We start from the raw sequence: 22,579 nt of genomic DNA on the forward strand, positions 1-22,579 counted from the left end.
CGGAACACATACGATCGGTGAGATGGACTCGTTGCCGGTGCTCGACATCGGGCCGTTCCTCGCCGACGAGTCGTCGACGGGCGCCGCTTCGTTCGTCGACGCGCTCCGCGCGACGCTGCACGGACCGGGGTTCTGCTACCTCGTCGGCTACGGCGTCGACCCGCTGCAGGAGCATGCGGTCATGGACGTCGCGCGTGAGTTCTTCGCCCGGCCCGAGCCCGACCGGCTGGCGATCGTCAACACCAACACGCCCCACTTCCGCGGCTACACGCGGCTGGGGATGGAACACACCAACGGCGTCAGCGACTGGCGGGATCAGATCGACATCGGCCCCGAGCACCAACCGGTCGAGATCGGCCCGGACGACCCCGTCTGGTTGCGAGTGCGCGGGCCGAACCAGTGGCCGCCCTCGGTCCCGGCGATGCAACAGGTCGTGACGTCGTGGATGCAGGCGATGGCAGATGTCGGCGAGTCGGTGCTCCGGGCGATCGCCCTCGGCCTCGGGCAGCCGGCCGACCACTTCGAGCCGACGACCCAACCGAATCCCGAGGTGCTCGTCAAGATCATCCGCTACCCGGCTCAGGACTCGGAGCGCGACACGGGCCAGGGTGTCGGCCTCCATCACGACTCGGGGCTGCTGTCGTTCATCATGCAGGACGACGTCGGGGGACTCCAGGTGCAGATCGGTGACCGCCTCGTCGATGCCACCCCGATGCCGGGCGCGCTCGTGCTCAACATCGGCGAGATGTTCCAGATCGCGACCAACGGCTACCTCCGCGCCACCAAGCACCGGGTGGTCAGCCCACCGGCCGGTCGCGAACGGGTCTCGGTCGCGTACTTCTACAACCCGAAGATGGAGGCGACGTTCGCACCGATCGAGCTGCCGGCGGCGCTGGCGGCCGAGGCTCCGGGCGGCGAGAACACGCGGCCCGGCGATCGGATCTTCGAGAACTACGGCGACAACTGGCTGAAGTTCCGCGTCCGATCGCACCCCGACGTCGCCGAGATCCACCACCCCGACCTCATCGGCCGATACACCTGACCCGACCGCCACCACGTCAGGCGGCACGGGCCGAGATCCGCCACCCCGACACCAGCGGGCGAGACACCTGACGATCACCCCACCACGTCAGGTGGGCACGGGCCGAGATCCATCACTGCGCCACCACCGGCCGATACACCTGACCCGACCGCCACCACCTCCGGCGACACGGCCGAGATCCACCACCCCGACACCACCGGGCGAGACACCTGACGACCCGACCGCCACCACCTCCGGCGACACGGCCGAGATCCACCACCCCGACCCCACCGGGCGAGACACCTGACGATCACCGCCGCCACGTCAGGCCGCACGGGCCGAGATCCACCACCCCGCCACCACCGGGCGAGACACCTGACGATCACCCCGCCACGTCAGGTGGGCACGGGCCGAGATCCATCACTGCGGGGTCATCGGCGACAGGCGCACCAACGACGCCGCGGGACCTCGCCGAGTCCGGTACGGTGAGGCGCCGATGGGACTGTTCAAGAGGCGATCCGCCGCCGAGATGGAACAGCTGCGCGCCGAGATGGCGGCGATGGCCGCCCGACTCGACGCCGAGGACGAGGCCAAGGCTGCGACCGAACACGAGCTCCGGAGCATCGCCGACCGCGTCGATGCCGGACACGCAGCGACGGCATCGACCGGCGACGAGGTGAAGGCCGTGGCGACCCAGCTCGACGAAGCCCGCGCCGAGCTCGGCAACCAGGTCAAGGGGATCGTGATGCGGCTCGACGCTCCCCCGCCGCCACCGGCGGTCGGCCCCGACGACATCAAGGCCGTACGCGACGAGATGGACAAGCTCTCACGCCGCCTCGACGACATCGACGAACGGGTCACCTCGATCGCCACCGAGCTCGCCCACCAGATCTCCGAGCTGAGCGGCGACGTCGACACGATCAACGCACAGACGCCGCCGACCGACCGCGTCGTCGACGAGCTTCGCGACTCCCAGGAACGATTGGCGAGCGAGCAGGCCAGGTATCAGATCGCGTTCCGCCAGGACCTCGCCGACCTCGCCGAGCGACTGCGCCGCAGCTGAACCGAAGACCGACGGGGGGCGACGAACCCGCGCCAGGAGTCGATCGAGCCGCGATCAGAACCTCGATCAGCCCGTGCCCTCGATCAGCTCGAGGGCACGGTCACTCACCGCACGGGCCTGGTCGAGCGTCTCCTCGTAGCCGGCCAGGTCGCCGTTGCGGAGCTGCCGGTCGGCCTCGTCCCACAGTGCGTCGAGCTCGATGAGCAGCTCTTCGAGCGTGGCGTCGTCGGCCAGCGGTGGGCGGTCGCCGCCCGTCGAGGTGCCGGTGTCGTCCGTGTCCCCGGTATCGCCCGTGTCATCCGCATCGTCCGTCGTCCCGGTGTCGTCGGTGTCGTCGGGCTGTTCGTCGCCTGTCGAGTCGTCGACCGACGTGTCGCCGTCGTCGTCGACGTCTCGGACGCGGTCGCCGATGTCGGCCTCGAACCCCGAGAAGAGCTGCGCCAGGGCCTGCTCGAGGGTCGGCGCGAACGCCGAGTCCTGGTTGTGCGAGACGATCACGAACCGGTACTCGGTCGAGCTCCGGCTGGTGTCGGAGTTGGCGATCGACACGTAGTACGGCCGCGCCCAGATCAACCCGTCCGCGACCGGCACGAGCTGGAGGTCGCCGAAGCGCACCCGGGAGTTGCTCTCCTCGTTGTCGTCGCGCGAGATCCGCTGCGACAGATCGGGCTCGGATTCGGCCTGGTCGGCGACACGCAACGGACCGTCGGGCAGATCGGCCGCGGTGAGCACGTGGCTGGTCAGCCGTCCGTAGGTCTCGGGGTCGGACGATGCCGTCATGTAGGCCTGCAGCTGGGTGCGCGCGTCGTTCGTCGAGAACGGCACGAACGGTCGCAGCAGCACGAACTCGTTCTCACCCGTCGTCGTGTTGCGGAACATCGTGTAGTACGGCGTGAAGCGGGCGACGCCCGATTCGGTGGCGAACTCGGTCGCGACCGCATTCGGGTCGAAGTTGCTGGTACCACTCGACGCCTGCTCGCCCGGCGCGACCGACGGTGCCTGCGCGACCGACCATGCGCCGCGCCGCTCGAAGAAGTCCTCGGCGTCGATCTGGTACTTCGAGTACAGCTCGGTCTGCACCCTGAAGAGGTCCTCGGGGTAGCGAAGGTGCTCGCGGACGTCGTCGGGCATCTCGTCGATCGCCGTGAAGAGATCGGGGAACGCCGACCGCCACGCCCGAAGGATCGGGTCCTCCTCGTCGACGACGTAGAAGATGACCTCACCCGTGTACGCATCGACCGTGGCCTTGACCGAGTTGCGGATGTAGTTGTCGCTCGACGACAGCCCGCGGTTGCGGAGCTGCACCGATCCGATCCGCTGCGCGTAGGGGTAGCGACTGGTGGTGGTGTAGCCGTCGATGACCCAGCGCACACCGCCCTCGACGACGACCGGGTAGGGGTCGCCGTCGAAGGAGAGGAACGGGGCGATCTTCTGGACCCGGTCTCGAACGTCGCGCACCCACAGCATCTGCGAGTCGGAGTCGATCGCACCCGACCCGATGATGTTGTAGTCGAGGAACGCCAGGGCCAGTGCGGCCCGCCGACCGAACGAGCCCATCTTGACGCCGGTGGTGCCTTCGTATTCGGCACCGTCGCCGCAATCGGACTCGGTGACGTCGGTGGCAGCGATCGCGTAGCCCGACATCGCCGGGCTGAAGTAGAGCTCGGGTCGTTCGAGCTCGGGCTCTTGGTACGCGGGGCGATCGGACGTGGTGACCTTGCCGACGGGCGCCAGGACCACGCCGCAGCCACGGGTCGAGACGAGGTGACGACCCTGCCAGCTCTTGTTCGGGATGTTGTCGGCGTCGAGCTCGCGAGCCGAGATCAGGACCTGCTCGGCATCGTCGCCGAGCACGTACCGATCGACGTCGAGGTCGTCGATCTGGAGCCCGGCGACCTGCCCCTCGTCGAACTCGAACCGCGACTTCATCTCGGTCGGGTTGAGCAGACGGACGTCCTGGAGCGGGGTGATGTCCTGCTCGACCTCGGACGTGCTGAGGCGGCCGAAGTCGACTTCGATGGTCTCGACCTCGCCGATGCCCATCGCAGCGCGGGTCGCCTCGACGTTGCGTGCGATGTACGGCGCCTCGCGTTCGCCCTGGTTGGGCCGGACGATCAGCGACTGGACGATCGCCGGATAGATCAGGCCGCCGACGATCAGCACCACCAGCCAGAGACCCGAGGCGACGAGCGGCAGGCGCCACCGGTCGGTGCGGATCGTCGTCAGGTACAGCACCGACGTCAGCAGCGCGATGAGCACGAGCAACATCAGCGCCGGGAGCTGCGCCTTGACGACGGTGTAGGTGGCGCCCTGGACGAAGCCGCGCGTCTCGTTGGTGAGCTCGTACCGGGTGAGCCAGTAGTCGGCTGCCTTGACCGCAGCGAGGATCGCGAGCAGCACCGCGATGTGCACCTTCGTGGCCGCCCGGACCGTGGGCGACGACGACGTGAAGAGCACGCCCCCGTTGAGCAGGTGCGCAGCCACGGTCAGGATCAACACGATGATGAGCGTGGCGAAGAGCCAGTCGATCGTGAACGCGATGAACGGCAGCTCGAACACGTAGAAGCCGACGTCGACGCCGAACTGCTCGTCGTCGACGCCGAACGACTTGCTGTTGCGGAACAGCAGCCAATCCTGCCACTGGGACACAGCGGGCAGGGCCACCATGAAGGCGAGCACGACCGCCGTGCCGTACCGCACGAGCCGCAGTCGGTGACCGAAGACCTCGTGGAACCGCTCGACGTAGGGGTGCACGTTCGCCGGGAAGGCGACCGGCGCGGTGCGGTCCGCCAGGTACAGGTTGATGCCGGCGATGATCAGGAAGACGATGAAGAACAGGAAGAACAGCGTGAGCTTGGCGCCGATCTGACCCCAGAAGATGTCGTTGCGCCCGACCGCGTCGTGCCAGAGGTAGTCGGCGTAGAAGTTGGCGATCGCCCGGCCGAACACCACGACCAGGAAGAACAGGAGGCCGATCGTGATCAGGACCGCCCTGCCGGACAGGCGAGACCAGAATCGTCTGCGTGGGAGGTCGGATTCGCGCCGCATCTGGCGCCCGAGGCTACTGGTCGGCGGGCACGGTCAGGCAGCGGCAACCCGGATGTGCCGGGGCGGCCACATGGCCCGTCGGGAACGCCTCGCCCGCCGCCACCGCGCCTGCGAGCGAGTTGTCCTCGCAGTCGGGGCACGTCGGCTCGCTCGGGTCGATCGACCAGATCAGCTCGGTACCGGGCTTCGCCCCGCCGACGATCCCGCCGCCGTAGGCGAACCGGAAGACGTCGTCGAGCTGGTCGTCGATGTGCTGCGTCTTCCATTCCCGGTAGACGGCACGGACGCGTTTGGCGATGTCGTCGTTGTCGCCGGCTCCGTCGGCGATCGCCCGCGCGAGACGCTCCCGGAGCGGTCGCACGAGGTCGGCTCGCACGTGATCGCCGGCCGCACCGATCGCCTTGCCACGCTCGAGCTTCTTGCGCAGGGTCTTGGTGTCGTTGACGCCGAGCTCGCCTGCGCCCGCCGCGGCGGCGTCGAGCATCTCGTCGTGGATCGACTCGAGGTAGGCGGCGACGTGATCGTCGGGCGCCGGCAGCACTGCGTCGAGCTCGGTGACCGCATCGTTCTGACGCAGGCTGTCGAGCACGCCGTTCTGCTCGTCGGCGAGCACGCGCTTGATCTTGCGGGCGCCGGCGACGATCAACGGGACGAGCACCTCGTCGCGGCGCGAGAACGGAGTCGGCTCGACCGTCGCCTCGTCGTCGCTGGCGTCCTCGTCAGCGGTGTCGGTGTCGGTGTCGATGTCCGCGGCGTCGTCTGCGTGGGATCGTTCGTGCTCGCCCACGGTCTGGTCGCCGGTCCCGTCGGCCGCCCCGTCCCGCAGTCGGGCGAAGATCCCCTCGACGTCGGGCCCGTCCTCGGCTGCGCCATCGTCGGACACCCCGGCGTCGTCGGTGACTTCGGCATCGTCGGCATCGTCGGCATCGTCGCCGCCGGCGCCGCGGCCGCGGAAGAGCGAGACCACGTTCGCGTCGTGGCCGTCGGACGCGTCGGCAGCCTCGTCCTCCACTGCGTCGGCATCATCGGCCAGCGCCGTGTCGGCGGGCTGCTCGGGCTCGGATTCGTCGAGCGGCGCTTCGACCTCGTCCTCGCTCGCCGTCCCGGCCTCACCGCCGTCGTCGTCCCCGGCCCCGACCTCGTCGGCCTCGTCTGCCACCTCTGCCTCGCCGGCCTCGCCTGCCTCGCCGACATCGTCGGCCGGCTGGACGTCGTCGACGTCGGCGGCATCGTCGGTCGCCCGACCGGCGGGGACCATCAGCGGGACCGGGCCGGTCGTCGGCGACAGATCGACGACCTCGTCGGGGCCCTCGATCGCCGACAGCTCGGACGTGACGTCGACAGCCACGAGGCGCGCCCGCTCGAACACCTGCAGGAGGCGATCGCGTCCCTGCACCAGCTCGTCGATCTGGTTGCGGGCGAGCCGGGTCCGCCGCTCGAGGTCGGACAGCACCCTTTCCCGGTACGCCCGGGCCTCGTTGACCATCTCACGGCCCTGCTGCTTGGCCAGTGCGACCTCGGCCTCGGCGTCCGCGGCGGCATCCTGACGCTTGCGGGCCGCGTCGACCTCGGCCTCCTGGCGCAGCCGGTTGGCCTCGTCGGTGGCGTCGCGAATGGTGCGCGCTGCGTTCTCCTCCGCCCGGATCTTGATCTGTGATGCCGACTCGCGTGCCGTGTGCAGCACACGCAACGTCTCCTCACCCAGCCGCTGCTCGAGCGTGGCGTCGTCGAGCTCGAGGGGCTCTGCGTCCGCCGCCTGTGCCGCACGCAGCTCGGCGTCGAGCTGTCGCTCGCGCTCTTGCAGGCGGCCGAGCTCGGCCGCCACGGACGTGAGGAACGCTCGCACCTCGTCCTGTGAGAAACCGCGGCGCGCCGTGGAGAAACCTGCCTCGGCGACGGACGCAGGGGACGAGGGGTCTGGTCTCGACAACGAGGCAGCCATGCGGGAGAGCGTAAACGCTGGATCGAGCCCGTCTGCGGCAATCAACCGACCGGCCACCGGCACGCGCGCTGCGAGCACGGACGTCGAACCCGCGCCGCCGGGCGAGGGTCGAAGCACCGCAGCGATCCACATCCTCACCGGCAGGAGAGGCAGCATTCCATCGGACGGCTCGGTCGCGTTGCGGCCACGAGCACCCGGCGAGGAGCGCACGGGCCCTACCGAGAAGTGGTCGCACCGCCGCTCGGAGGCGCCGAGCCACCAGCTCGACCGCGGCGCGGCCCGATCAGTTCGGTGCCGGCGGGATCGGATCGCCGCCGAGGCCGGCGAGCGCCTCGATCGCCGCTTCGAGCGTGCCGACCGGGATGATCTCGAGGTCGTCGCCCCCGGCTTCGCGCGCCGCCGCGAGGTCGGCATCGCTCTGCGCGGCCGGCACCAGGAACACGTCGACGCCGGCCTGCGCCACCGCCGACGCCTTCTGGCGGAGCCCGCCGATCGGGCCGACCGAGCCGTCGAGCTCGATCGTGCCGGTGACGGCGACGTCGCCGCCCCCGGTGAGCTCTCCGTCGGTCAGCTCGTCGACGAGCGTCAGCGTGAACGCCAGACCCGCGGACGGGCCACCGATCGAACCGGTGTCGATGTCGAGCTCGAAGGGCAGCTCGACCCGGCGGGTGTCGAACGGGAAGAACCCGACGATCGTGCGCTCGGGGTCGGTCGGCGACTCGGTGAGCTCGACTTCGACGTCGAGCTCACCCTCCTCGGGACGCTCGATCCGCATCTGCACGACGTCGCCGGGCCCGAAGCCCTCGAGCGCTGCGCTCAGATCCTCGACGCCGCCGATCGGTCGACCGTCGACCTCGATCAGCCGATCGCCCGGATCGAGCACGTCGTCGGACGGGCTCCACGTGTCGCAGTCGTCGCCCACCTCGTTGGGCACCAGACAGACCATCTCTTGGATCAGCACGTCGCCCGGCAGCAGCTCGACGTCGTAGCCCACGCGCTGGAGTGCCACGAACTGCGCCACCTGCTCGGAGGAGCGCATCGACTCGAGTGCGAACACGCGCCGCTGCTGGGGTGTCTGAACGCCGAACTTCTCCTCCTCGGTCAGGAACTGGATCGCCGGATCGTCGCGACCGAGCAACCACGAGAGCACCGACTGCGGCGGTTCGGTGACCGTGACGAAGAAGATGTCGCCATCGGGCGGGAACTGGGCCGCCAGATCGCCGAGATCGCCGAACCGGATCCGGTCGTCGACCGGTTGCGCCGACGCCGGGGTGCGTGCGTACGGGGTCGGTTGCTCGACGCCGAGCCGCTGGTTCTCCTTGTCGGCGACCACGCTCGAGGGAACCACGGCGGCAATGGGCACCGCGACCAGCACCAGGAACGCGACGGCGGCCAGCGGGATCGCCCACCAGCGGCTGCGGCGACCGGCCACCTCGAGGCCGGCTCGGGTCGCGGCCTCGTCGGCAGTCTCGAGCCGCGACGCCGGGGCGGTCGGCGGCGGCGTGCCGCCCGCCGGTAGGGTCGATGATCGCGTGTCGGTCACTCTTGCACTCTCTGTGGACGGCCTGACCATCAGAGCCGTGATCATCGCCGGGCTGGCGATCACCGCGCTGCTGTTGACCGGGTGGCGTAAGCCTGCCAGAGCCGAGACACGTTCACCACGCGGACCACTCCGCAGGGAGTCGGCGGGCTTCGCGGTCGAGCACATCGACGCTCCCGCCTACCGTCGCCCCGGACCGGTTCGAAGGTTGCTCGCCCTCGCCGCGAGCGGTGGCATCGGGCTCCTCACCGGCGTCCTGACGGCGATCGTGCTGTCGTTCGCCGTCGCCATCGCCGTCATCTGGCTGACCAACCTGCTGCAGCGATGAGCGCTCGCGACCTCCAGCGACGCATCGTGGTCGCAGGGCACGAGGGTGACTCGGCGATCGCTCGTGACCACCTTGCGCATGCCGACCCCGGCGTGCGCGCTGCGGCGCTCGGCGCGCTCGAACGCGTCGGCGACCTCACCGATGACGAGCTCGCCGCGGCGTTCGACGATGCCGATCGGGTCGTTCGACACCGGGCGGCCGAGCTGGCAGCCCGGCACCCGGCGATCTCGCTGCTGCAACCCCTCCACGACCGCGACGCCGGCGTCGTCGAGGTCGCTGCCTGGGCGTGTGGCGAGCACGAGGCGGTCGGCGATGACGTCCTCGATCGGCTGATCGAGCTGGCGACGGCGGCCGACGATCCGCTCGTCCGCGAAGCGGGCGTCGCCGCGCTCGGCGCGATCGGCGACGGGCGCGCACTCCCTGCCGTGCTTGCAGCGTGCACCGACAAGCCGCAGATCCGCCGGCGAGCCGTGCTGGCGCTCGCTCCGTTCTCGGGAGCCGAGGTCGAGGCGGCCATCGACCGTGCGCTCGAGGACCGCGACTGGCAGGTCCGTCAAGGCGCCGAGGATCTCCGACGCGTCGATCCGACCGATCCGACCGATCCCACCGAGAGCTGACGGCCGGTCGCGGCGTCACCACACGTCGCCCGGGCGCTCCTCGCACACGATGTCGGCGGTGAGCTCGGCGGCCGCGCTCGGACCGAACCGCAGCACCATGATCCCGTCGTCGTCATCCTCGGTGCGCTCGAGACCAGCCGCCCGCCGCACCCACGTCATCCCCTGCCACCGCTCCCAGCCGAGACGCTCGTAGAAGTGCCACTCGCCGGTGCCGAGCACACCGAGTTGGTAGACGCCGCGCAGGTGCTCGGCGATCGCCTCCATGGCCATCGAGCCGAGTCCCTCGCCCTGCCGGTCGGGCAGGGTGGCAACTCCCTCGACGTACCCGGCCCGGAAGGCGGCACCGCCGACGGTGATGGTGCGCGCCACGACCGAGGCATGCGCGAGCACGGCGCCGGCCGCGTCGGCCACGACCGCGTGCACCCCGCCGATCGTGTGGGCCCAGTCGTCGTCGCTGAAGTCGCCGGCGAACGCGGCGTCCATCAGCTCACGGATCTGTCGCAGGGTCGGCTCGGGCACCGACACCGTCGGGACGAGGACCGCGTGCGCGCCGCCACCCATGGGCGCTCAGATCGTGTACCGGTAGAGGTTCGTCTCGTAGGGCTCGAAGCCGAGCCGCTGGTAGAGGCGGTTCGCCGCCTCGCGCGACGGGCGGCTCGTGAGGCTCACGTTCTTGGCCCCGCGTTGCTCGGCCTCGGCGAGCGCGGCACGGCTGAGTGCGGCGCCGACGCCGCGGCCACGCATCGAGTCGGCGACGACCACGTCCTCGATCCACGCCTTCGTGCCCGTGGGGATCCGGTAGAGCGCGAGCGTCAAGCTGCCGACGATCAGCCCGTCGTCGCGGGCGATGAACAGCACCGAATCGTCGGCGTCGACGATGGCCGCGAGCTGCTCGGCCGACGGCGGTGGCGATGACGACGAGAGCTGCGGGATCAGCTCGGCGAACGCTGCGACCAGCTCGTCGTCGACTCGGTCGGCGGGGCGGATCTCGAGACTCACCGGCTTGACGCTACCCGGGCGCGCTGCCACCGTGGCGTGCATGGCCCAGAGCCGTGAGCGCCGCAACCAGCGCCGCAAGCAGCGGCGGCCCGCCCCTCCGGCGCCGCGCCCGACGGTGGCGCCGAACCCCCGGCGACGCAACCTGCGACGGGTGGTGATCGCGTTCCTGATCCTCGTCGGGCTCGCGGGGATCCTCTCGGTCTCGGCACCCGGCGACGGCACGCCGTCGGGCTCACCCGGCATCGCCGACCTGCCGGCGGCAGCCGGTCGAACGGCGGCAGGCCGGTAGGCTGGACGGTCCATGGATCACGTTCGTTGGTTGGCCCAGCTCGACGAGGCATCGCTGACGAACCCGATCGTGGTCGTCGCGTTCACCGGCTGGAACGACGCCGGCGATGCGGCCTCGACGGCCCTCCGGACGCTGATCGAGACCAGCGGTGCGTCGGCGCTCGCCGAGATCGACCCCGAACCGTTCACCGACTTCGCCACCGTCCGCCCCCACGTCCGGCTCGACGAGGAACGCAACCGCACCATCGTGTGGCCGACGGTTGGTGTGTGGTCGGCATCGCTGCCCGGCTCCGACGTCGTGCTCGTGCTCGGACCCGAACCCGCATTGCGGTGGCGCTCGTTCTGCGAGCAGATCACCGGCATCGCCGACCGCGTGGGCGCCCCGATGGCCTTCACATTGGGGGCGCTGCTCGCCGACGTCCCGCACACGAGGCCGACCCAGATCATCGGCACCGCCACCGATTCCAGCCTGATCGAACGTTTCGATCTCGAACGATCACGATACGAGGGCCCGACGGGCATCGTGGGCGTGCTGCACGACGCCTTCGCGAGGAGCGGTCTCCCGACGGCCTCGCTGTGGGCCGCCGTGCCGGGCTACGCCGCGCAGCTGCCGTCGCCGCGGGCTGCGATCGCGCTCATCGAGCGGCTCTGTTCGATGATGGGCACCCCGCCGCCGGTCTCGACGCTCGCCACCCAGGTCGCCGACTACGACGCCAAGGTCGGCGCACTGATCTCCGACGACGACGATCTCGTCACGTACGTCGAACGGCTCGAGGAGATGGTCGACGAGATGAGCAACGACGACGTCCCCGGCGTCGACGACACCGACCCCGAGGGCCTCGCCGACGAAGTCGAGCAGTTCCTGCGCGACCACGGCGACGGCTGACACGCTTGGGCTGCACCGGACCGACCAAGTCGGATCCGGCTGCGCCTCCCGAGCTCGCCGTCTCCGCAACGGCGCCGGGGCGACGCCGCTTCGACGCTCGCCCGCCTCCGCGCACGACGCGATGCAACGGTGAGATCGGCTAGCCCAGGGCTCCGTTCAGACGCCGGAAGGCGGTCTGACTCAGGTCAGGTGCGCCAGATGGGGTCTCTGGGTGGGTCGAAGGTCGTGGGGGGTTCTTCGCCGTTGATGGCGGCGAACGCGAGCGGGCCCCACCACTGCGCACCGGCGGTCGCCTCGGGCAGGCCGGCGGGACCGTACCAGCCGACGTCGGACGTCTCGAGCGGATGCGGCCGGAGCTCTCCGCCGGTCGCCCGGCAGTAGAACAGGAGCAGGTACATCGCGAACCGCGAGAAGCCCATCCGCTGCCCGTCGATCACCGACAGCAGGCGCACGGGCTCGCACTCGATGCCGGTCTCCTCCTCGACCTCCTTGACGGCGATCTCGGAGGCCGAGTAGCCGACGTCGGCCCACCCCGTCGGGTACAGCCAGATGCCGGAGTCGGCTCGCTGGACCAGGAGGATCTCGCCGTCGTCGTTGCCGACGACCGCGCCGATCGCCACCTTGGGCGTCACGTAGCCGGGCACCCCTTCCCCGACGTTCTCGAGCCACTCCTGCACGAAGTGGTCGGTCTCGCGCTGCGTCTCGACGGCCTCCTCGGTCGCCTCGGCTGCGGCTTTGATGTCGCCGGCGACCTGCAGGATCTCCTCGAATCGCTCGCGCTCGTAGAGGTTGTCGGTGAACCCGAGACCGGTCCGGGCGATCGCTGCCAGCGTCGCGCTCCAGCGAGCGAGGTCGCGGGCATCGGCAAGCGGCTCGGTCACCTCGGTGAACCTACTGCGACGATCCCAGGGGACGCATCACGCCGCAACGCCTCCCGGCCCGGTCCGGAGCCGGGGCCGGCCGGCAGGGGTCGATCGAGCCGGCGATCAGGGCGCCGACGAGATCGCGTGGAGCACCGCACGTTCGACTTCGGCGCGGTGGAACTCGTCGTCGACGAGCTCACCGGCCCACGTGCGGACGTAGAACGTGTCGACGACCTCCATGCCGACGGTCTGCACGGTCGCATGGCGGATGTCGAGGCCAATGCCGGCCAGCGCGCGCGTGATGCGGTACAGGATCCCGATCCGGGTCGCGCAGCGCACCTCGAGCACCGATGCGTTGCTCGACGCGCCGTCCTCGAACGTCACCCGGGGCGCGGCCGGCTGCGCCGCCTGCGTCACCCGTTGGCGGCGGTACGTCCTTGCGCGCTCGGCGAGGCGCGGTTCGATCGCGAGTTGCCCGACCAACGCCCGCCGCATGTCCTCCTCGATCGGCGCCCAGTCGACGCCCTCCGGTGGCACCTGGACGCGGTACTCGGAGGCGCCCATGCTCACGCGACCCAGCTGGGGCTCGTCGGAGTGGGCGCGCGCCGACACCACGTCGAGGCCGTGGAGCGAGAGCACGCCGGCGATGCGGCTGAACGACCCCGGATTGTCTCGGTAGACCACGCTGATGCGGTCTCCGCGCCCCTCGACGTGATGGTCCGACGCCGCCATGAGGGCGACCGTCTCGGCGTTCGGGAACAGCGTCCAGGTGGCCTCCTCGACCTCGCCACCGCCGACGACGTGGGCGACGCGCGTGGCCAGGTCGGCGACCAGCTCCTCCTTCCACCCGCCCCACGCCGACGGCCCCGTGGCCTTCGAGTCGGCGATGGTCAACGCGTGGAGCAGCTCGAGCCGCTCCTGGTCGAGCACCCGATCGGCGACGAAGCGGATCGTCGCCGGGTCCGAGAGGTCGCGGCGGACGGCGACGTCGGGCAGCAGGAGGTGGTGTTCGATCATGGCGACCAGCACGTCGACGTCGTGCTCGTTCAGGCCGAGGCGGGGGCCGAGATCGTGAAGGAGCTCCATGCCGGCCTCGGTGTGATCGCCGGGGTATCCCTTGCCGAGGTCGTGGAACAGTGCGCCGAGGACGAGCAGGTCGGGCCGGGCGACCATGTCGACGAGCTCGGAAGCGTTCGCCGCGGCCTCCCAGAGGTGACGATCGACGGTGAAGCGGTGGTACGCGTTGCGCTGCGGCCGCGAGCGAACGGGCTCCCACTCGGGCAGCATGCGCGTGATCAGCCCGCGCTGATCGAGCGCCTCGATCACCGGGATCGCCCGATGACCCTCGAGCAGCAGCGCGACGAGCTCGTCGATCGCGCCGACCGGCCACACCGCAGGCCATTGCGGCACGAGCTCGGTCAGCCGATCGAGGCTCTTGCGCCCGATGCGTGCGTCGTGGCGCGCCGCGGCGGTTGCCATGCGCAGCATGAACGTCGGATCGACGGCGGGGTCGGCGTCGATCGCCAGCTCCATCTCGCCGTCGAGGAACATCACGCCCGGCGCGACCTCGTTCGGGGCGCCGCCGCTGGTCTTGCCGACGCGGCCCCATGTCTCGTCGGCGATCCACGCCACCGTGCGAGCTGCGGCGGCGATGTCGGCCATCAGGGCATCGGCGTCGGCTGCGCCGGCAGCAGCCGACACTGCGTCCTGATCCTCGAGTCGCAGCGTGTCGCCTCCGCGTCCCGTGGCCCGGTGGAGCGCGACGCGAACCTCGAGCAGCACGTCGTAGCAGCGGTTCAGCGTCTCGTTGTCGCCCCGGGTGAGACGCAGTCCCCCGCACTCGGCCCACCAGAGCGACTGCGCGTCGCGGATGCCGCCGTGACCGTCCTTGACGTCGGGCTCGAGGATGTAGGCCACGTCGCCGGCGTTGGCCTGACGTTCGCGGACCCGCTTCTGGAGCTCGCTCAACCAACGCTTCTTGCGTTTGGTCCAGCTCTGCAGCCCGGAGCTCACCACCGTCGCGCCGAGGTCGGCGTCGCCCGCGATCGGCCGGGCAGTCAACAGCGCCGTGGCCGTGTCGAGGTCGCTCTTCGCGAGGGTGAGGTGTTCGTCGAGCGAGCGCACCGCGTGGCCGAGCTGGATGCCTGCGTCCCAGATCGGGTACCAGATGCCCGAGGCGACCGATTCGAGCCGGCTCCCCTTGCTCTCGTGCACGAGGAGCAGGTCGATGTCGCTGAAGGGAGCGAGCTCGCCGCGCCCGTAGCCGCCGACGGCGATGACGGCGAAGTCCGGCGCGGCGGGATCCTGCTCGCGTGCTCGGTCGACGAGCGCACGGATCCAGTCGTCGGTCGCCGTCGAGAGCTGCTCGCAGAACTCGCGGCCGCGGAGCCCCGGATCGCCGAGCACTGCGAGGCGGCGCGCCCACGCGGTCTCGATCGCACGTTCCGCGGTGGTCGCCGTCATCCGGCACACGGTAGGGCGAGGACTGGCTGGCCGCGCATTCGCTGCACACCGGCGGGCGACCGAACGCCGCCGTGCCCGCGCCGGGGGCGGACCCTCGCGTCGGTCAACGCAGCCCCTCGTCGCGCCGACGCCGGAGCACGGTCATGGCCTTCCAGGCGCCCCACGCAAGACCCGGCTCGATCAGCCGCTCGTCTATGTCGCCCCACGTGGCGGGACCGAGGCCGTAGGGGTCGTCGGGGAACACGTCCACTGCGAACGCATCGAGATCGGGTTGCGGCACGCCGGCCTCACGCAGCAACCGGTTCGGCGCCGCGACGGCTGCCCGGAACAGCGACAGCGGGTTGGTCCGCTGGGCGTCGACGTCGGTCGCGAGCAGCCGTTCGAGACCGTCGAGCAGCGCCGCTGCCTCGACCGCCACCAGCTCGTCGATCGCGGACGCCCGCTCGGACAGGTCGACACCGCCCCGGTCGGCGGCATCGGCGATGATCCGCCGCAGCCACCCCGGCGTCACCGATCTGGCGGCGTGCACGAGGTCGCCCGACGGGTCGGGGTGCACGTCGCCGGTCACACCGTCTCTTCTATCGTGAAGTCGTGCCCACCCCGCGTGCGAAGCTCCGCCGGTCCGGCCGCAGCTGGGCGGCAGTGGTCCTTGCCGCATCGATCGCCACCTCGTGCACCGGCGGCTCCGACGAGGTCGCACCGACCACGACGGTCGTCGTCACCACCACCACGCTGCCCGAGCGGACCGGCGACGGGGTGCTGTCGATCGGTGTCTTCCTGCCTCGCACGGGGCCCGGTGCCTCGCTCGGGGAGCCGATGATCGAGGCGATCGAAGATGCGGTGCAGCTGATCAACGACGCCGGTGGGGCGTTGGGCAACGACGTCGAGCTGACCACGATCGACGAGGAATCCGACACCGGTCCCGACGAGCTGCTCGCGGCCGGTGTCGATGCCGTCATCGGACCTGCGTCCTCGCTCGTCGCGCTGTCGCGGCTCGATGCGCTCGTTCGGCTCGACACGGGCGTCGTCACCTGCTCTCCCTCCGCGACCGCGCTGTCGCTGGACGACTATCCGGACAACAGCTACTTCTTCCGCACGGTGCCCAGCGACTCGCTGCAGATGGCAGCGATCGCGAGCCGCATCGAGCAGACCGGCGTCGACACGGTCGCGATCGCCTATCTCGACGACCCGTACGGGCGCGGGCTCGAGGCTGCGCTCGTGAGCGAGCTGCAGGCCCGCGATGCGGTCTCGATCGTCGAGCAGGTCGGGTTCAGCGGCGACGAGGAGAACCTGTCCGATGCCGCGAACACGCTCCTGACCGGCACGCCGGGGGCCGTGGTCGTGCTCGGCGACGCCGACGACGGCAGCCGGCTGCTGGCCGCGCTCGACGACGCGCCACGTCGGACACCGTCCGCCATCATCGTCAACGACGCGATCCGAGAGGCGCGGCAGACCATCCAGAACCTGTCACCGTCGTTCCGCGTTCGGCTCACGGCGGTGGCGCCGCTGGCGACGTCGGTGATCGACGACGGCCCCACCGGCTTCTTCGCCGCCCATGCGGTCGACTGCGTGAACCTCGTCAGCCTCGCAGCGATCCAGGCAGGCTCCGATGCACCCAACCGGGTGCGCGCGAACATGGCATCGGTCAGCACGGGCGGGCGGGTGTGCTCGGATTACGCGCGGTGTGTCGAGCTGCTCGAGGACGAGGACGGACTCCGCATCGACTACAACGGCCTGTCGGGCAGCGTCGATCTCTCGAACACCACCGGCGATCCCGTCAGGGCGACGTTCGAGGCGATCGCCTTCGACGCCCAGGGCGCCGACGACCCGGCCGCCACCCGACGCTTCGACGTGCCCTGACCGAGCGCGCCTCGTCGGCGCGCCAGGGATCTCGGGGTGAGCGCCCGAGACTGCCGAGACGGCTCGGCCGGTCGGCGAAGCCCGATCAGAGCATGTCGTCGACGTACGCCAGGTAGCCGACGTAGAAGGCGCCGAATTCGCCGTACAGCGCCGAGCCCTTGTCGTAGCGCAGCGTGTACACGACGTCCTTGATGACCTCGAGGTTGATGCCGAACAGCGTCACGCCCCACTCGTAGTCGTCGAGACCGGTCGAACCGGTGACGAGTTGCACGATCTTGCCGGCGAACTTCCGGCCGCTCGACCCGTGTTCCATCATCATGTCGCGACGTTCGTCGAACGGCGTCGCGTACCAGTTGGCGTGCGCCTCGCGCCGCTTGCTCATCGGGTAGAAGCAGAAGGCCGGCTTGCCCTCGGGTGGGAGCTGCGGGTACAGCCGGGCCTGCAACGCTTCTTCGGGCATGCCCTTCGCGTACTCGCTGACCTCGGTGATCGACAGATAGCTGTCGACCACGCGGAGGCCCGCCTGCTGGAGCGCCGTCTGGAACGACCGCAGGGCCGCGACGTCGGGCCCGAGCGCCATGAACGCCATGTCGCCCTTGTGACCCAGGATCTGGGCGGTGACGACCTGACACTCCTGCTCCTCGGCGGCCTTGACCGCGGCGTGCACCGCCTCACGGTCGACACCGTCACCTCGCATGCAGAACAGGTGGAGGACGCAGACGCCGGTTTCCATGCGCATCGCGTCAGGCTACCGATCGGGTGGTGGGAGCCGCTCGGGGGCGTACACGTTGCACCGGCCGCCCCGGACGAAGCCGGCCAGCGTCAGGTTGGCGCTTCGGGCGGCCTCGACCGCCAGCGCGGTCGGCGCGCTCACGGCCACGACGGTGCCGAGACCCGCCGCCCAGGCCTTCTGGACCATCTCGACGCTCGCCCGGCCACTGACGAACAACCCGAGCCCGGTGGCCGGGAGCCGGCCGTCGAGGAGCAGCGCCCCGACCGCCTTGTCGACTGCGTTGTGGCGGCCGACGTCCTCGCGCAGCAGCACGACCTCGCCGGTGCGGTCGAAGACGGCCGCGGCATGGACTGCGCCGGTGCTGTCGAACAGCGTTTGGTCCCCGGTGACGAGATCGGGGATCCGCACGAGCAGTTCGAGCGGCATCGTCCCGCCGTCGGGGAGCGGATCGAGCCGTGCGCTCATCTCGTCGAGTTGCTCGGCGCCGCACCATCCACAACTCGACGACGTCGTACCCAATCGCGGCGTCGGGGTCGGCGCCACACCGCCGGTGTCGACGGTGACGAGGTTGAAGTCGGTGTCGGACGCGGCGCCGTTGGCGCAGTACCGGACGCCGCGCACCAGCGCGCCGGACAAGAGCCCTTCGGTGTGGCAGAAGCCGACCGCGAGCTCGTAGTCGTGGCCCGGCGTGCGCATCGTGGTCGCCACCGTGGTGCCGTCGAGCTCGATCGTCATCGGCTCCTCGACGATCAGATCGTCGGGGCGCCGGCGCGCGCCCTCGGGGGTCACCTCGGTCACCAGGAAGCGCCGAGTGCGCGAGCGGGTCACCCCGCCAGGCTACGAAACGCTGCCGCCGCGCGCGCTGGCGCGCCGGGGTCGGCGTCCAGGAACAAGGAGGGCTCGGTCAGCTCGACCTCGAGCACGAGCGGCCCGTCCGCCGACGACAGCAGATCGACGCGGGCGTATGCCGTGTCGGGGAGCCACCGGACGATCCGATCGCCGAGCGAGCGTTCCGCGGCGGTCGGCACGTGGGCCGCGACGGTCTCGGACGCGGCAGCGTCCGCCGTCGCGGCCGCGTCGCCGGGCATCCTCACGGTCTCCGGGAGCGTCACCGACTTGTGCACGGCGTGGCTGAACCGTCCGGCGAGATACACCAGCGCCGTCTCGGGGCTGCCGCCGGCATCGGCCACGAACGGCTGGACCATCGCCGTGAAGCCGTCGCGGTGCAGCCGACGCACGTGGGCGATCGCCTCACCGGGATCCGACGTCCGGACCACGCCTTCCGAGCTGGCGCCGACCGACGGCTTCACGATCAGATCTCCCTCGAGGTCGTCCGGCGCGTGATCGCCCGGTGCCACGAACGAGGTCGGGACGACCGGGAATCCGCTGGCGACCAGATCGCAGAGGTAGCGCTTGTCCGTGTTCCACTCGACGACGTCGGCGCGGTTCCACAAGCTCGTGCCGGTCGCGACGGCCTTCGCCCAGGCGACGAACTCCGCACGCCGTCGGTGGGAGTCCCACGCCGACCGGATGACCACGACGTCGAACGCCGACCAGTCGACCGCCGGGTCGTCCCAGACAACCACACGTGCGTCCGGCAGGATCTGTTCGAGTAGCGGCAGGTCAGCGTCGACGGCGCGCGCCGCAGCTGCGGTCGCCAGCCCGATCATCGGCCGATACTACGCTCGCCGCCATGGAATCGACCGGGAGGCTGATCGGCGCGGAGTTCGTCGGCACGACCATCGTCATGCTGGGCGGACCGGGCTTGCTGATCCTCGGGAGCTCGTCGATCGGCCCCCTCGGCGTGGCGATCGGATTCGGACTCGCCATCGCGCTCTCGATCGGTGTGATCGGCGCCGTCGCCAACCCGATGTTCAGCCTCGCGCTCTGGTTCTCGAGGGGCATCGACGGCCGTGAATTCGCGTCCGACCTCGTCGGCCAGGTGCTCGGCGGCATCTTCGGTGCCGCCGTCATCTTCGGCCTCAACGACACCGACCGCTTCACGCGAGGCGTCAACGGCTGGGACCGCAGCGGGTTCGGCGAGCTCGGTGTCGTACTGGCGGCCGAGCTGATCATGGGCACCGTCGCGGTCGTCGTGCTGCTCTCGTCGATCAGCCAGCAGCGTTCGAACGGCACGATGGCGGCGTTCACCGGTGCCGCCTACGCGCTCGGCACGCTGTTCCTGCTCGATCTCTCCGGCGCCGGCATGAACCCGGCGCGGAGCCTCGGCGCCGCGGTCTTCGCCGACACCGACCCGAACGCGCTCGGCCAGCTGTGGGCGTTCGTGGTCGTGCCGATCGTCGCGGCCTTCGCCGGCACCCTCGTGTGGCTGGCGATCGACGACGCGACGATCGACGAGACGATCTTCGACGACTCCGTCCTCGAGGACGTCGCCGACGCGATCGCCGGCGACGACGACTGAGCACGTGACCACGCACGTCGCGTTCGTGCGGGCGGTCATGATCGGTCGCGAGGGGCTGCACCGCGAGGTGCTCCTCGACCTCTTCGGGACCGCCGGCGCGCGAGAGGTCCACTCGTACATCTCGACCGGGAACGTCTCGTTCGAGCTCGACGACGCCCGGCTGCCCGACCTCGTCGACGACGTCGAGCGCGCCGTGACCGACGTCGTCGGTCGGCCGACCGAGGTCTTCGTCCGGTCGCTGGAGGAGCTGCAGGCGACGATCGAGCGCGATCCGTTCGCAACGTCGCCGTTCACCGACGCCCAGGAGTCGCTCGTGATCATGTTTCGCGACGCCGTGCCGGCCGCGCTGCGGCTGCCGATCGAGTCGACGCGCGGCGACTGGACCGTGTTCGATGCGGGACCGAGGGAGGTGTTCGCAGTGTGTCGCGACGTCGACGGGCGTCGCCAGACACCTGGGGGTGTCGTCGAGCGCCTCGCCGGCGAGCGCATGACGAGCCGGGCCTGGTCGACGATCGAGCGGATCGTGGCGAAGCTCACCTGAACGCGCACGGGCCGGCGCCATCGGCGCCGGCCCGTCACGCTCAGGAAGTGAGCGTTCAGCTCAGCTCGAGCAGGAAGCCGTTGATGAAGTCGAGGTCGTCGGGCTGATCGATGCGGTAGACGCCGCCGATGCCGGCGCAGTTCCCGTTGAGCCCGAACGAGTTCACGCCCACGATCACGTTGCCGTCGGCGAGCATCGGGCCACCCGAGTCGCCGAAGCACGTGCCGCCGTGCTTGGCGTCGCCGGACACGATGAACGAGCCGGTGCCGTCGATCTGCTTGAAGATGCTGCCGAGTCCGGCGACACCCTTCGAGTTGGACACCATCAGGTCCGCGGCGTACCGGGTCTTGTCGTCGAGGACGAAGTCCTGGCCCTGACCCTGAGCGGTGCCGACGATCTTCTGCAGGCCGTACCCGACGGCGGTCACCGTGGAGGTGCCCTTGTTGCGGCCCGACGTGAACTCGTCGACGCGGCCGAGCTCCGGCAGGGTCGCATACTCGTCGAGCTCGTACGGCTCGTCGAGGATGACGACGCCGAGATCGAAGAGGAAGAAGGCTTCGTCGACGTACTCCGGGTGGGCGATCGGCGTGCCGTGAGCCTCACCCTCGAACGGGTAGTTGTACTCCGGTGCCGTGGGCGTGCCGGGCTCGCCGTTGTGGAGGTCGCTCGTGAACCACAGCTCGGCGCCGGCAGCACCGAACGTGCAGTGACCCGCCGTGACGTAGACGGTCGGCGAGATGAGCGCGCCGGAGCAGCGCCACATCGGGTTGCCGTCAGCGTCATCGGCGACCATCAGCCCGACATAGGGGTGGTCCTCGCCGTCCAGCCGGCCACCTCGGGTGATGGCTCCGACGGGATCGGCGACGGCGAGGGCGAACAGTGAGGCGGCCGCAGCGGCGACCGCGAGGAAGGATGTGCGCATGGTTGCTCCGTGGTCTCGTGTGTGATCTGGATAGGAGGCCCGCCGGCGAGGAAACGTACCGCGCGGGAACATCCGGTTCAAGGCCGACGACTCCCCGAAACGGGCGATCCGGACGCGGCGAGGCCCGGGGCGCTGCGCCCCGGGCCTCGTCGGATCCTGGCGACGGTCGTCGATCAGAAGTCCATGTCCCCGCCGGGCATGGCGGGAGTCTCCTCGGGCATGTCGGCGACGACGGCCTCGGTGGTGAGGAACAGCGCAGCGATCGAGGCTGCGTTCTGCAGCGCCGAGCGCGTGACCTTGGCGGCGTCGATGACACCGGCCTGCACGAGGTCCTCGTAGACGCCAGATGCGGCGTTGAGGCCCTCGGCGCCGGCGAGCGAACGGACCCGCTCGAGCACGACGCCGCCCTCCATGCCGGCGTTCTCGGCGATCTGCTTGAGCGGCGCCGACAGTGCTGCTCCCACCATGCGGGCACCGGTCGCCTCGTCGCCCTCGAGTGCCGCCGCGGCCGCCTCGACGGCGTCGAGCGACCGGACCAGCGCGACGCCACCACCGGGCACGACGCCTTCCTCGATGGCGGCCTTGGTGGTGCTCACGGCGTCTTCGATGCGGTGCTTCTTCTCCTTGAGCTCGACCTCGGTGGCCGCGCCGACCCTGAGCACCGCGACGCCGCCGGTCAGCTTGGCGAGACGCTCCTGGAGCTTCTCGCGGTCGTAGTCGGAGTCGGTGTTGTCGATCTCGGCCTTGATCTGGTTGATCCGCCCGGCGATGTCGCCGTGGTCGCCGGCGCCCTCGATGATCGTGGTCTCGTCCTTGGTGATGACGACGCGCTTGGCGGTGCCGAGCAGATCGATGGTCGCGTTCTCGAGCTTGAGGCCGACGTCCTCGCTGATCACCTGACCACCGGTGAGGACGGCCATGTCCTGGAGCATCGCCTTGCGGCGGTCGCCGAAGCCGGGTGCCTTGACGGCCGCGGCGTTGAACGTGCCGCGGATCTTGTTGACGACGAGCGTGGCGAGCGCCTCACCCTCGATGTCCTCGGC

General features: G+C 70.4%; 22 protein-coding genes. 9 read left to right on the forward strand and 13 right to left on the reverse strand.

What is annotated here, in order from left to right:
* The first annotated feature begins 22 nt into the window (after window positions 1–22).
* Window positions 23–1,042, forward strand: coding sequence for a 2-oxoglutarate and iron-dependent oxygenase domain-containing protein (locus QNJ12_RS07745; RefSeq protein WP_300621163.1), 1,020 nt, complete (start codon window positions 23–25; stop codon window positions 1,040–1,042).
* Window positions 1,043–1,517: 475 nt separating this feature from the next.
* Window positions 1,518–2,084: a hypothetical protein gene (locus QNJ12_RS07750; RefSeq protein WP_300621166.1), complete on the forward strand. Its 567-nt coding sequence runs from the start codon at window positions 1,518–1,520 to the stop codon at window positions 2,082–2,084.
* Between the two features lie 66 nt (window positions 2,085–2,150).
* Here QNJ12_RS07750 and QNJ12_RS07755 read toward each other — a convergent pair whose 3' ends face one another.
* From QNJ12_RS07755 to QNJ12_RS07765, 3 genes are all read right to left on the reverse strand, one after another.
* Window positions 2,151–5,132 (reverse strand): UPF0182 family protein, encoded by a 2,982-nt coding sequence (locus QNJ12_RS07755; protein WP_300621168.1) that lies wholly within the window; start codon window positions 5,130–5,132, stop codon window positions 2,151–2,153.
* 13 nt (window positions 5,133–5,145) lie between these two features.
* Window positions 5,146–7,074: a DivIVA domain-containing protein gene (locus QNJ12_RS07760; RefSeq protein WP_300621171.1), complete on the reverse strand. Its 1,929-nt coding sequence runs from the start codon at window positions 7,072–7,074 to the stop codon at window positions 5,146–5,148.
* Window positions 7,075–7,357: 283 nt separating this feature from the next.
* A complete protein-coding gene (locus QNJ12_RS07765; protein ID WP_300621174.1) occupies window positions 7,358–8,617 on the reverse strand; it encodes a S16 family serine protease in 1,260 nt (419 codons plus the stop codon).
* Window positions 8,618–8,654: 37 nt separating this feature from the next.
* On the opposite strand from QNJ12_RS07765, the gene QNJ12_RS07770 reads away from it, so the two are divergent.
* Complete coding sequence (locus QNJ12_RS07770; protein WP_300621177.1) at window positions 8,655–8,942, forward strand: hypothetical protein; 288 nt, start codon at window positions 8,655–8,657, stop codon at window positions 8,940–8,942.
* Window positions 8,939–9,559 (forward strand): HEAT repeat domain-containing protein, encoded by a 621-nt coding sequence (locus QNJ12_RS07775; RefSeq protein WP_300621180.1) that lies wholly within the window; start codon window positions 8,939–8,941, stop codon window positions 9,557–9,559. Before QNJ12_RS07770 ends, QNJ12_RS07775 begins: the two co-directional genes overlap by 4 nt.
* Window positions 9,560–9,574: 15 nt before the next feature.
* On the opposite strand, the gene QNJ12_RS07780 is transcribed toward QNJ12_RS07775, so the two are convergent.
* Together QNJ12_RS07780 and QNJ12_RS07785 are read right to left on the reverse strand one after the other, a co-directional pair.
* The gene (locus QNJ12_RS07780) at window positions 9,575–10,120 is read right to left on the reverse strand and encodes a GNAT family N-acetyltransferase (protein WP_300621183.1); all 546 of its coding nucleotides are present in this window, start codon (window positions 10,118–10,120) and stop codon (window positions 9,575–9,577) included.
* Window positions 10,121–10,126: 6 nt separating this feature from the next.
* On the reverse strand, window positions 10,127–10,558 hold the full coding sequence (locus QNJ12_RS07785) for a GNAT family N-acetyltransferase (RefSeq protein WP_300621186.1): 432 nt from the start codon (window positions 10,556–10,558) through the stop codon (window positions 10,127–10,129).
* Between the two features lie 40 nt (window positions 10,559–10,598).
* On the opposite strand from QNJ12_RS07785, the gene QNJ12_RS07790 reads away from it, so the two are divergent.
* Window positions 10,599–10,847: a hypothetical protein gene (locus QNJ12_RS07790; protein ID WP_300621189.1), complete on the forward strand. Its 249-nt coding sequence runs from the start codon at window positions 10,599–10,601 to the stop codon at window positions 10,845–10,847.
* A gap of 12 nt (window positions 10,848–10,859) precedes the next feature.
* Window positions 10,860–11,732 carry a PAC2 family protein gene (locus QNJ12_RS07795; protein ID WP_300621192.1) on the forward strand — a complete coding sequence of 291 codons (873 nt, stop codon included), beginning with the start codon at window positions 10,860–10,862 and terminating at the stop codon, window positions 11,730–11,732.
* Window positions 11,733–11,917: 185 nt separating this feature from the next.
* On the opposite strand, the gene QNJ12_RS07800 is transcribed toward QNJ12_RS07795, so the two are convergent.
* The 3 genes from QNJ12_RS07800 to QNJ12_RS07810 form a co-directional block, all read right to left on the reverse strand.
* On the reverse strand, window positions 11,918–12,613 hold the full coding sequence (locus QNJ12_RS07800) for an NUDIX hydrolase N-terminal domain-containing protein (protein WP_300621195.1): 696 nt from the start codon (window positions 12,611–12,613) through the stop codon (window positions 11,918–11,920).
* A 105-nt stretch (window positions 12,614–12,718) separates the two neighbouring features.
* On the reverse strand, window positions 12,719–15,058 hold the full coding sequence (locus tag QNJ12_RS07805) for a [protein-PII] uridylyltransferase (RefSeq protein WP_300621197.1): 2,340 nt from the start codon (window positions 15,056–15,058) through the stop codon (window positions 12,719–12,721).
* Window positions 15,059–15,161: 103 nt separating this feature from the next.
* Window positions 15,162–15,626, reverse strand: coding sequence for a hypothetical protein (locus tag QNJ12_RS07810; RefSeq protein WP_300621200.1), 465 nt, complete (start codon window positions 15,624–15,626; stop codon window positions 15,162–15,164).
* Between the two features lie 23 nt (window positions 15,627–15,649).
* Here QNJ12_RS07810 and QNJ12_RS07815 point away from each other — a divergent pair, with 23 nt between their 5' ends.
* Window positions 15,650–16,918 (forward strand): ABC transporter substrate-binding protein, encoded by a 1,269-nt coding sequence (locus tag QNJ12_RS07815; protein ID WP_300621203.1) that lies wholly within the window; start codon window positions 15,650–15,652, stop codon window positions 16,916–16,918.
* 85 nt (window positions 16,919–17,003) lie between these two features.
* On the opposite strand, the gene QNJ12_RS07820 is transcribed toward QNJ12_RS07815, so the two are convergent.
* Genes QNJ12_RS07820 through QNJ12_RS07830 form a run of 3 tightly spaced genes read right to left on the reverse strand, consistent with a single transcriptional unit; the run spans window position 17,004 to window position 19,321 of the window.
* Window positions 17,004–17,657 (reverse strand): chlorite dismutase family protein, encoded by a 654-nt coding sequence (locus QNJ12_RS07820; RefSeq protein WP_300621206.1) that lies wholly within the window; start codon window positions 17,655–17,657, stop codon window positions 17,004–17,006.
* A 9-nt stretch (window positions 17,658–17,666) separates the two neighbouring features.
* Window positions 17,667–18,479, reverse strand: a complete 813-nt coding sequence (gene fdhD / locus QNJ12_RS07825; protein WP_300621208.1) for a formate dehydrogenase accessory sulfurtransferase FdhD — start codon at window positions 18,477–18,479, stop codon at window positions 17,667–17,669.
* Window positions 18,476–19,321 carry a hypothetical protein gene (locus QNJ12_RS07830; protein ID WP_300621211.1) on the reverse strand — a complete coding sequence of 282 codons (846 nt, stop codon included), beginning with the start codon at window positions 19,319–19,321 and terminating at the stop codon, window positions 18,476–18,478. The genes fdhD and QNJ12_RS07830 overlap by 4 nt, the downstream gene beginning before the upstream one ends.
* A gap of 23 nt (window positions 19,322–19,344) precedes the next feature.
* On the opposite strand from QNJ12_RS07830, the gene QNJ12_RS07835 reads away from it, so the two are divergent.
* Together QNJ12_RS07835 and QNJ12_RS07840 are read left to right on the forward strand one after the other, a co-directional pair.
* Entirely contained in the window at window positions 19,345–20,073 is a 729-nt protein-coding gene (locus QNJ12_RS07835; protein WP_300621213.1) for an aquaporin, read from the forward strand.
* A 4-nt stretch (window positions 20,074–20,077) separates the two neighbouring features.
* A complete protein-coding gene (locus QNJ12_RS07840) occupies window positions 20,078–20,614 on the forward strand; it encodes a DUF1697 domain-containing protein (RefSeq protein WP_300621217.1) in 537 nt (178 codons plus the stop codon).
* A 55-nt stretch (window positions 20,615–20,669) separates the two neighbouring features.
* On the opposite strand, the gene QNJ12_RS07845 is transcribed toward QNJ12_RS07840, so the two are convergent.
* Both QNJ12_RS07845 and groEL read right to left on the reverse strand, forming a co-directional pair.
* Window positions 20,670–21,536 (reverse strand): trypsin-like serine protease, encoded by an 867-nt coding sequence (locus QNJ12_RS07845; protein WP_300621220.1) that lies wholly within the window; start codon window positions 21,534–21,536, stop codon window positions 20,670–20,672.
* Window positions 21,537–21,709: 173 nt separating this feature from the next.
* On the reverse strand, window positions 21,710–22,579 hold an 870-nt coding region (gene groEL, locus QNJ12_RS07850; RefSeq protein ID WP_300621222.1), incomplete at its 5' end, for a chaperonin GroEL.

This window comes from Ilumatobacter sp. (assembly GCF_030065885.1).
Taxonomy (GTDB): domain Bacteria; phylum Actinomycetota; class Acidimicrobiia; order Acidimicrobiales; family Ilumatobacteraceae; genus Ilumatobacter.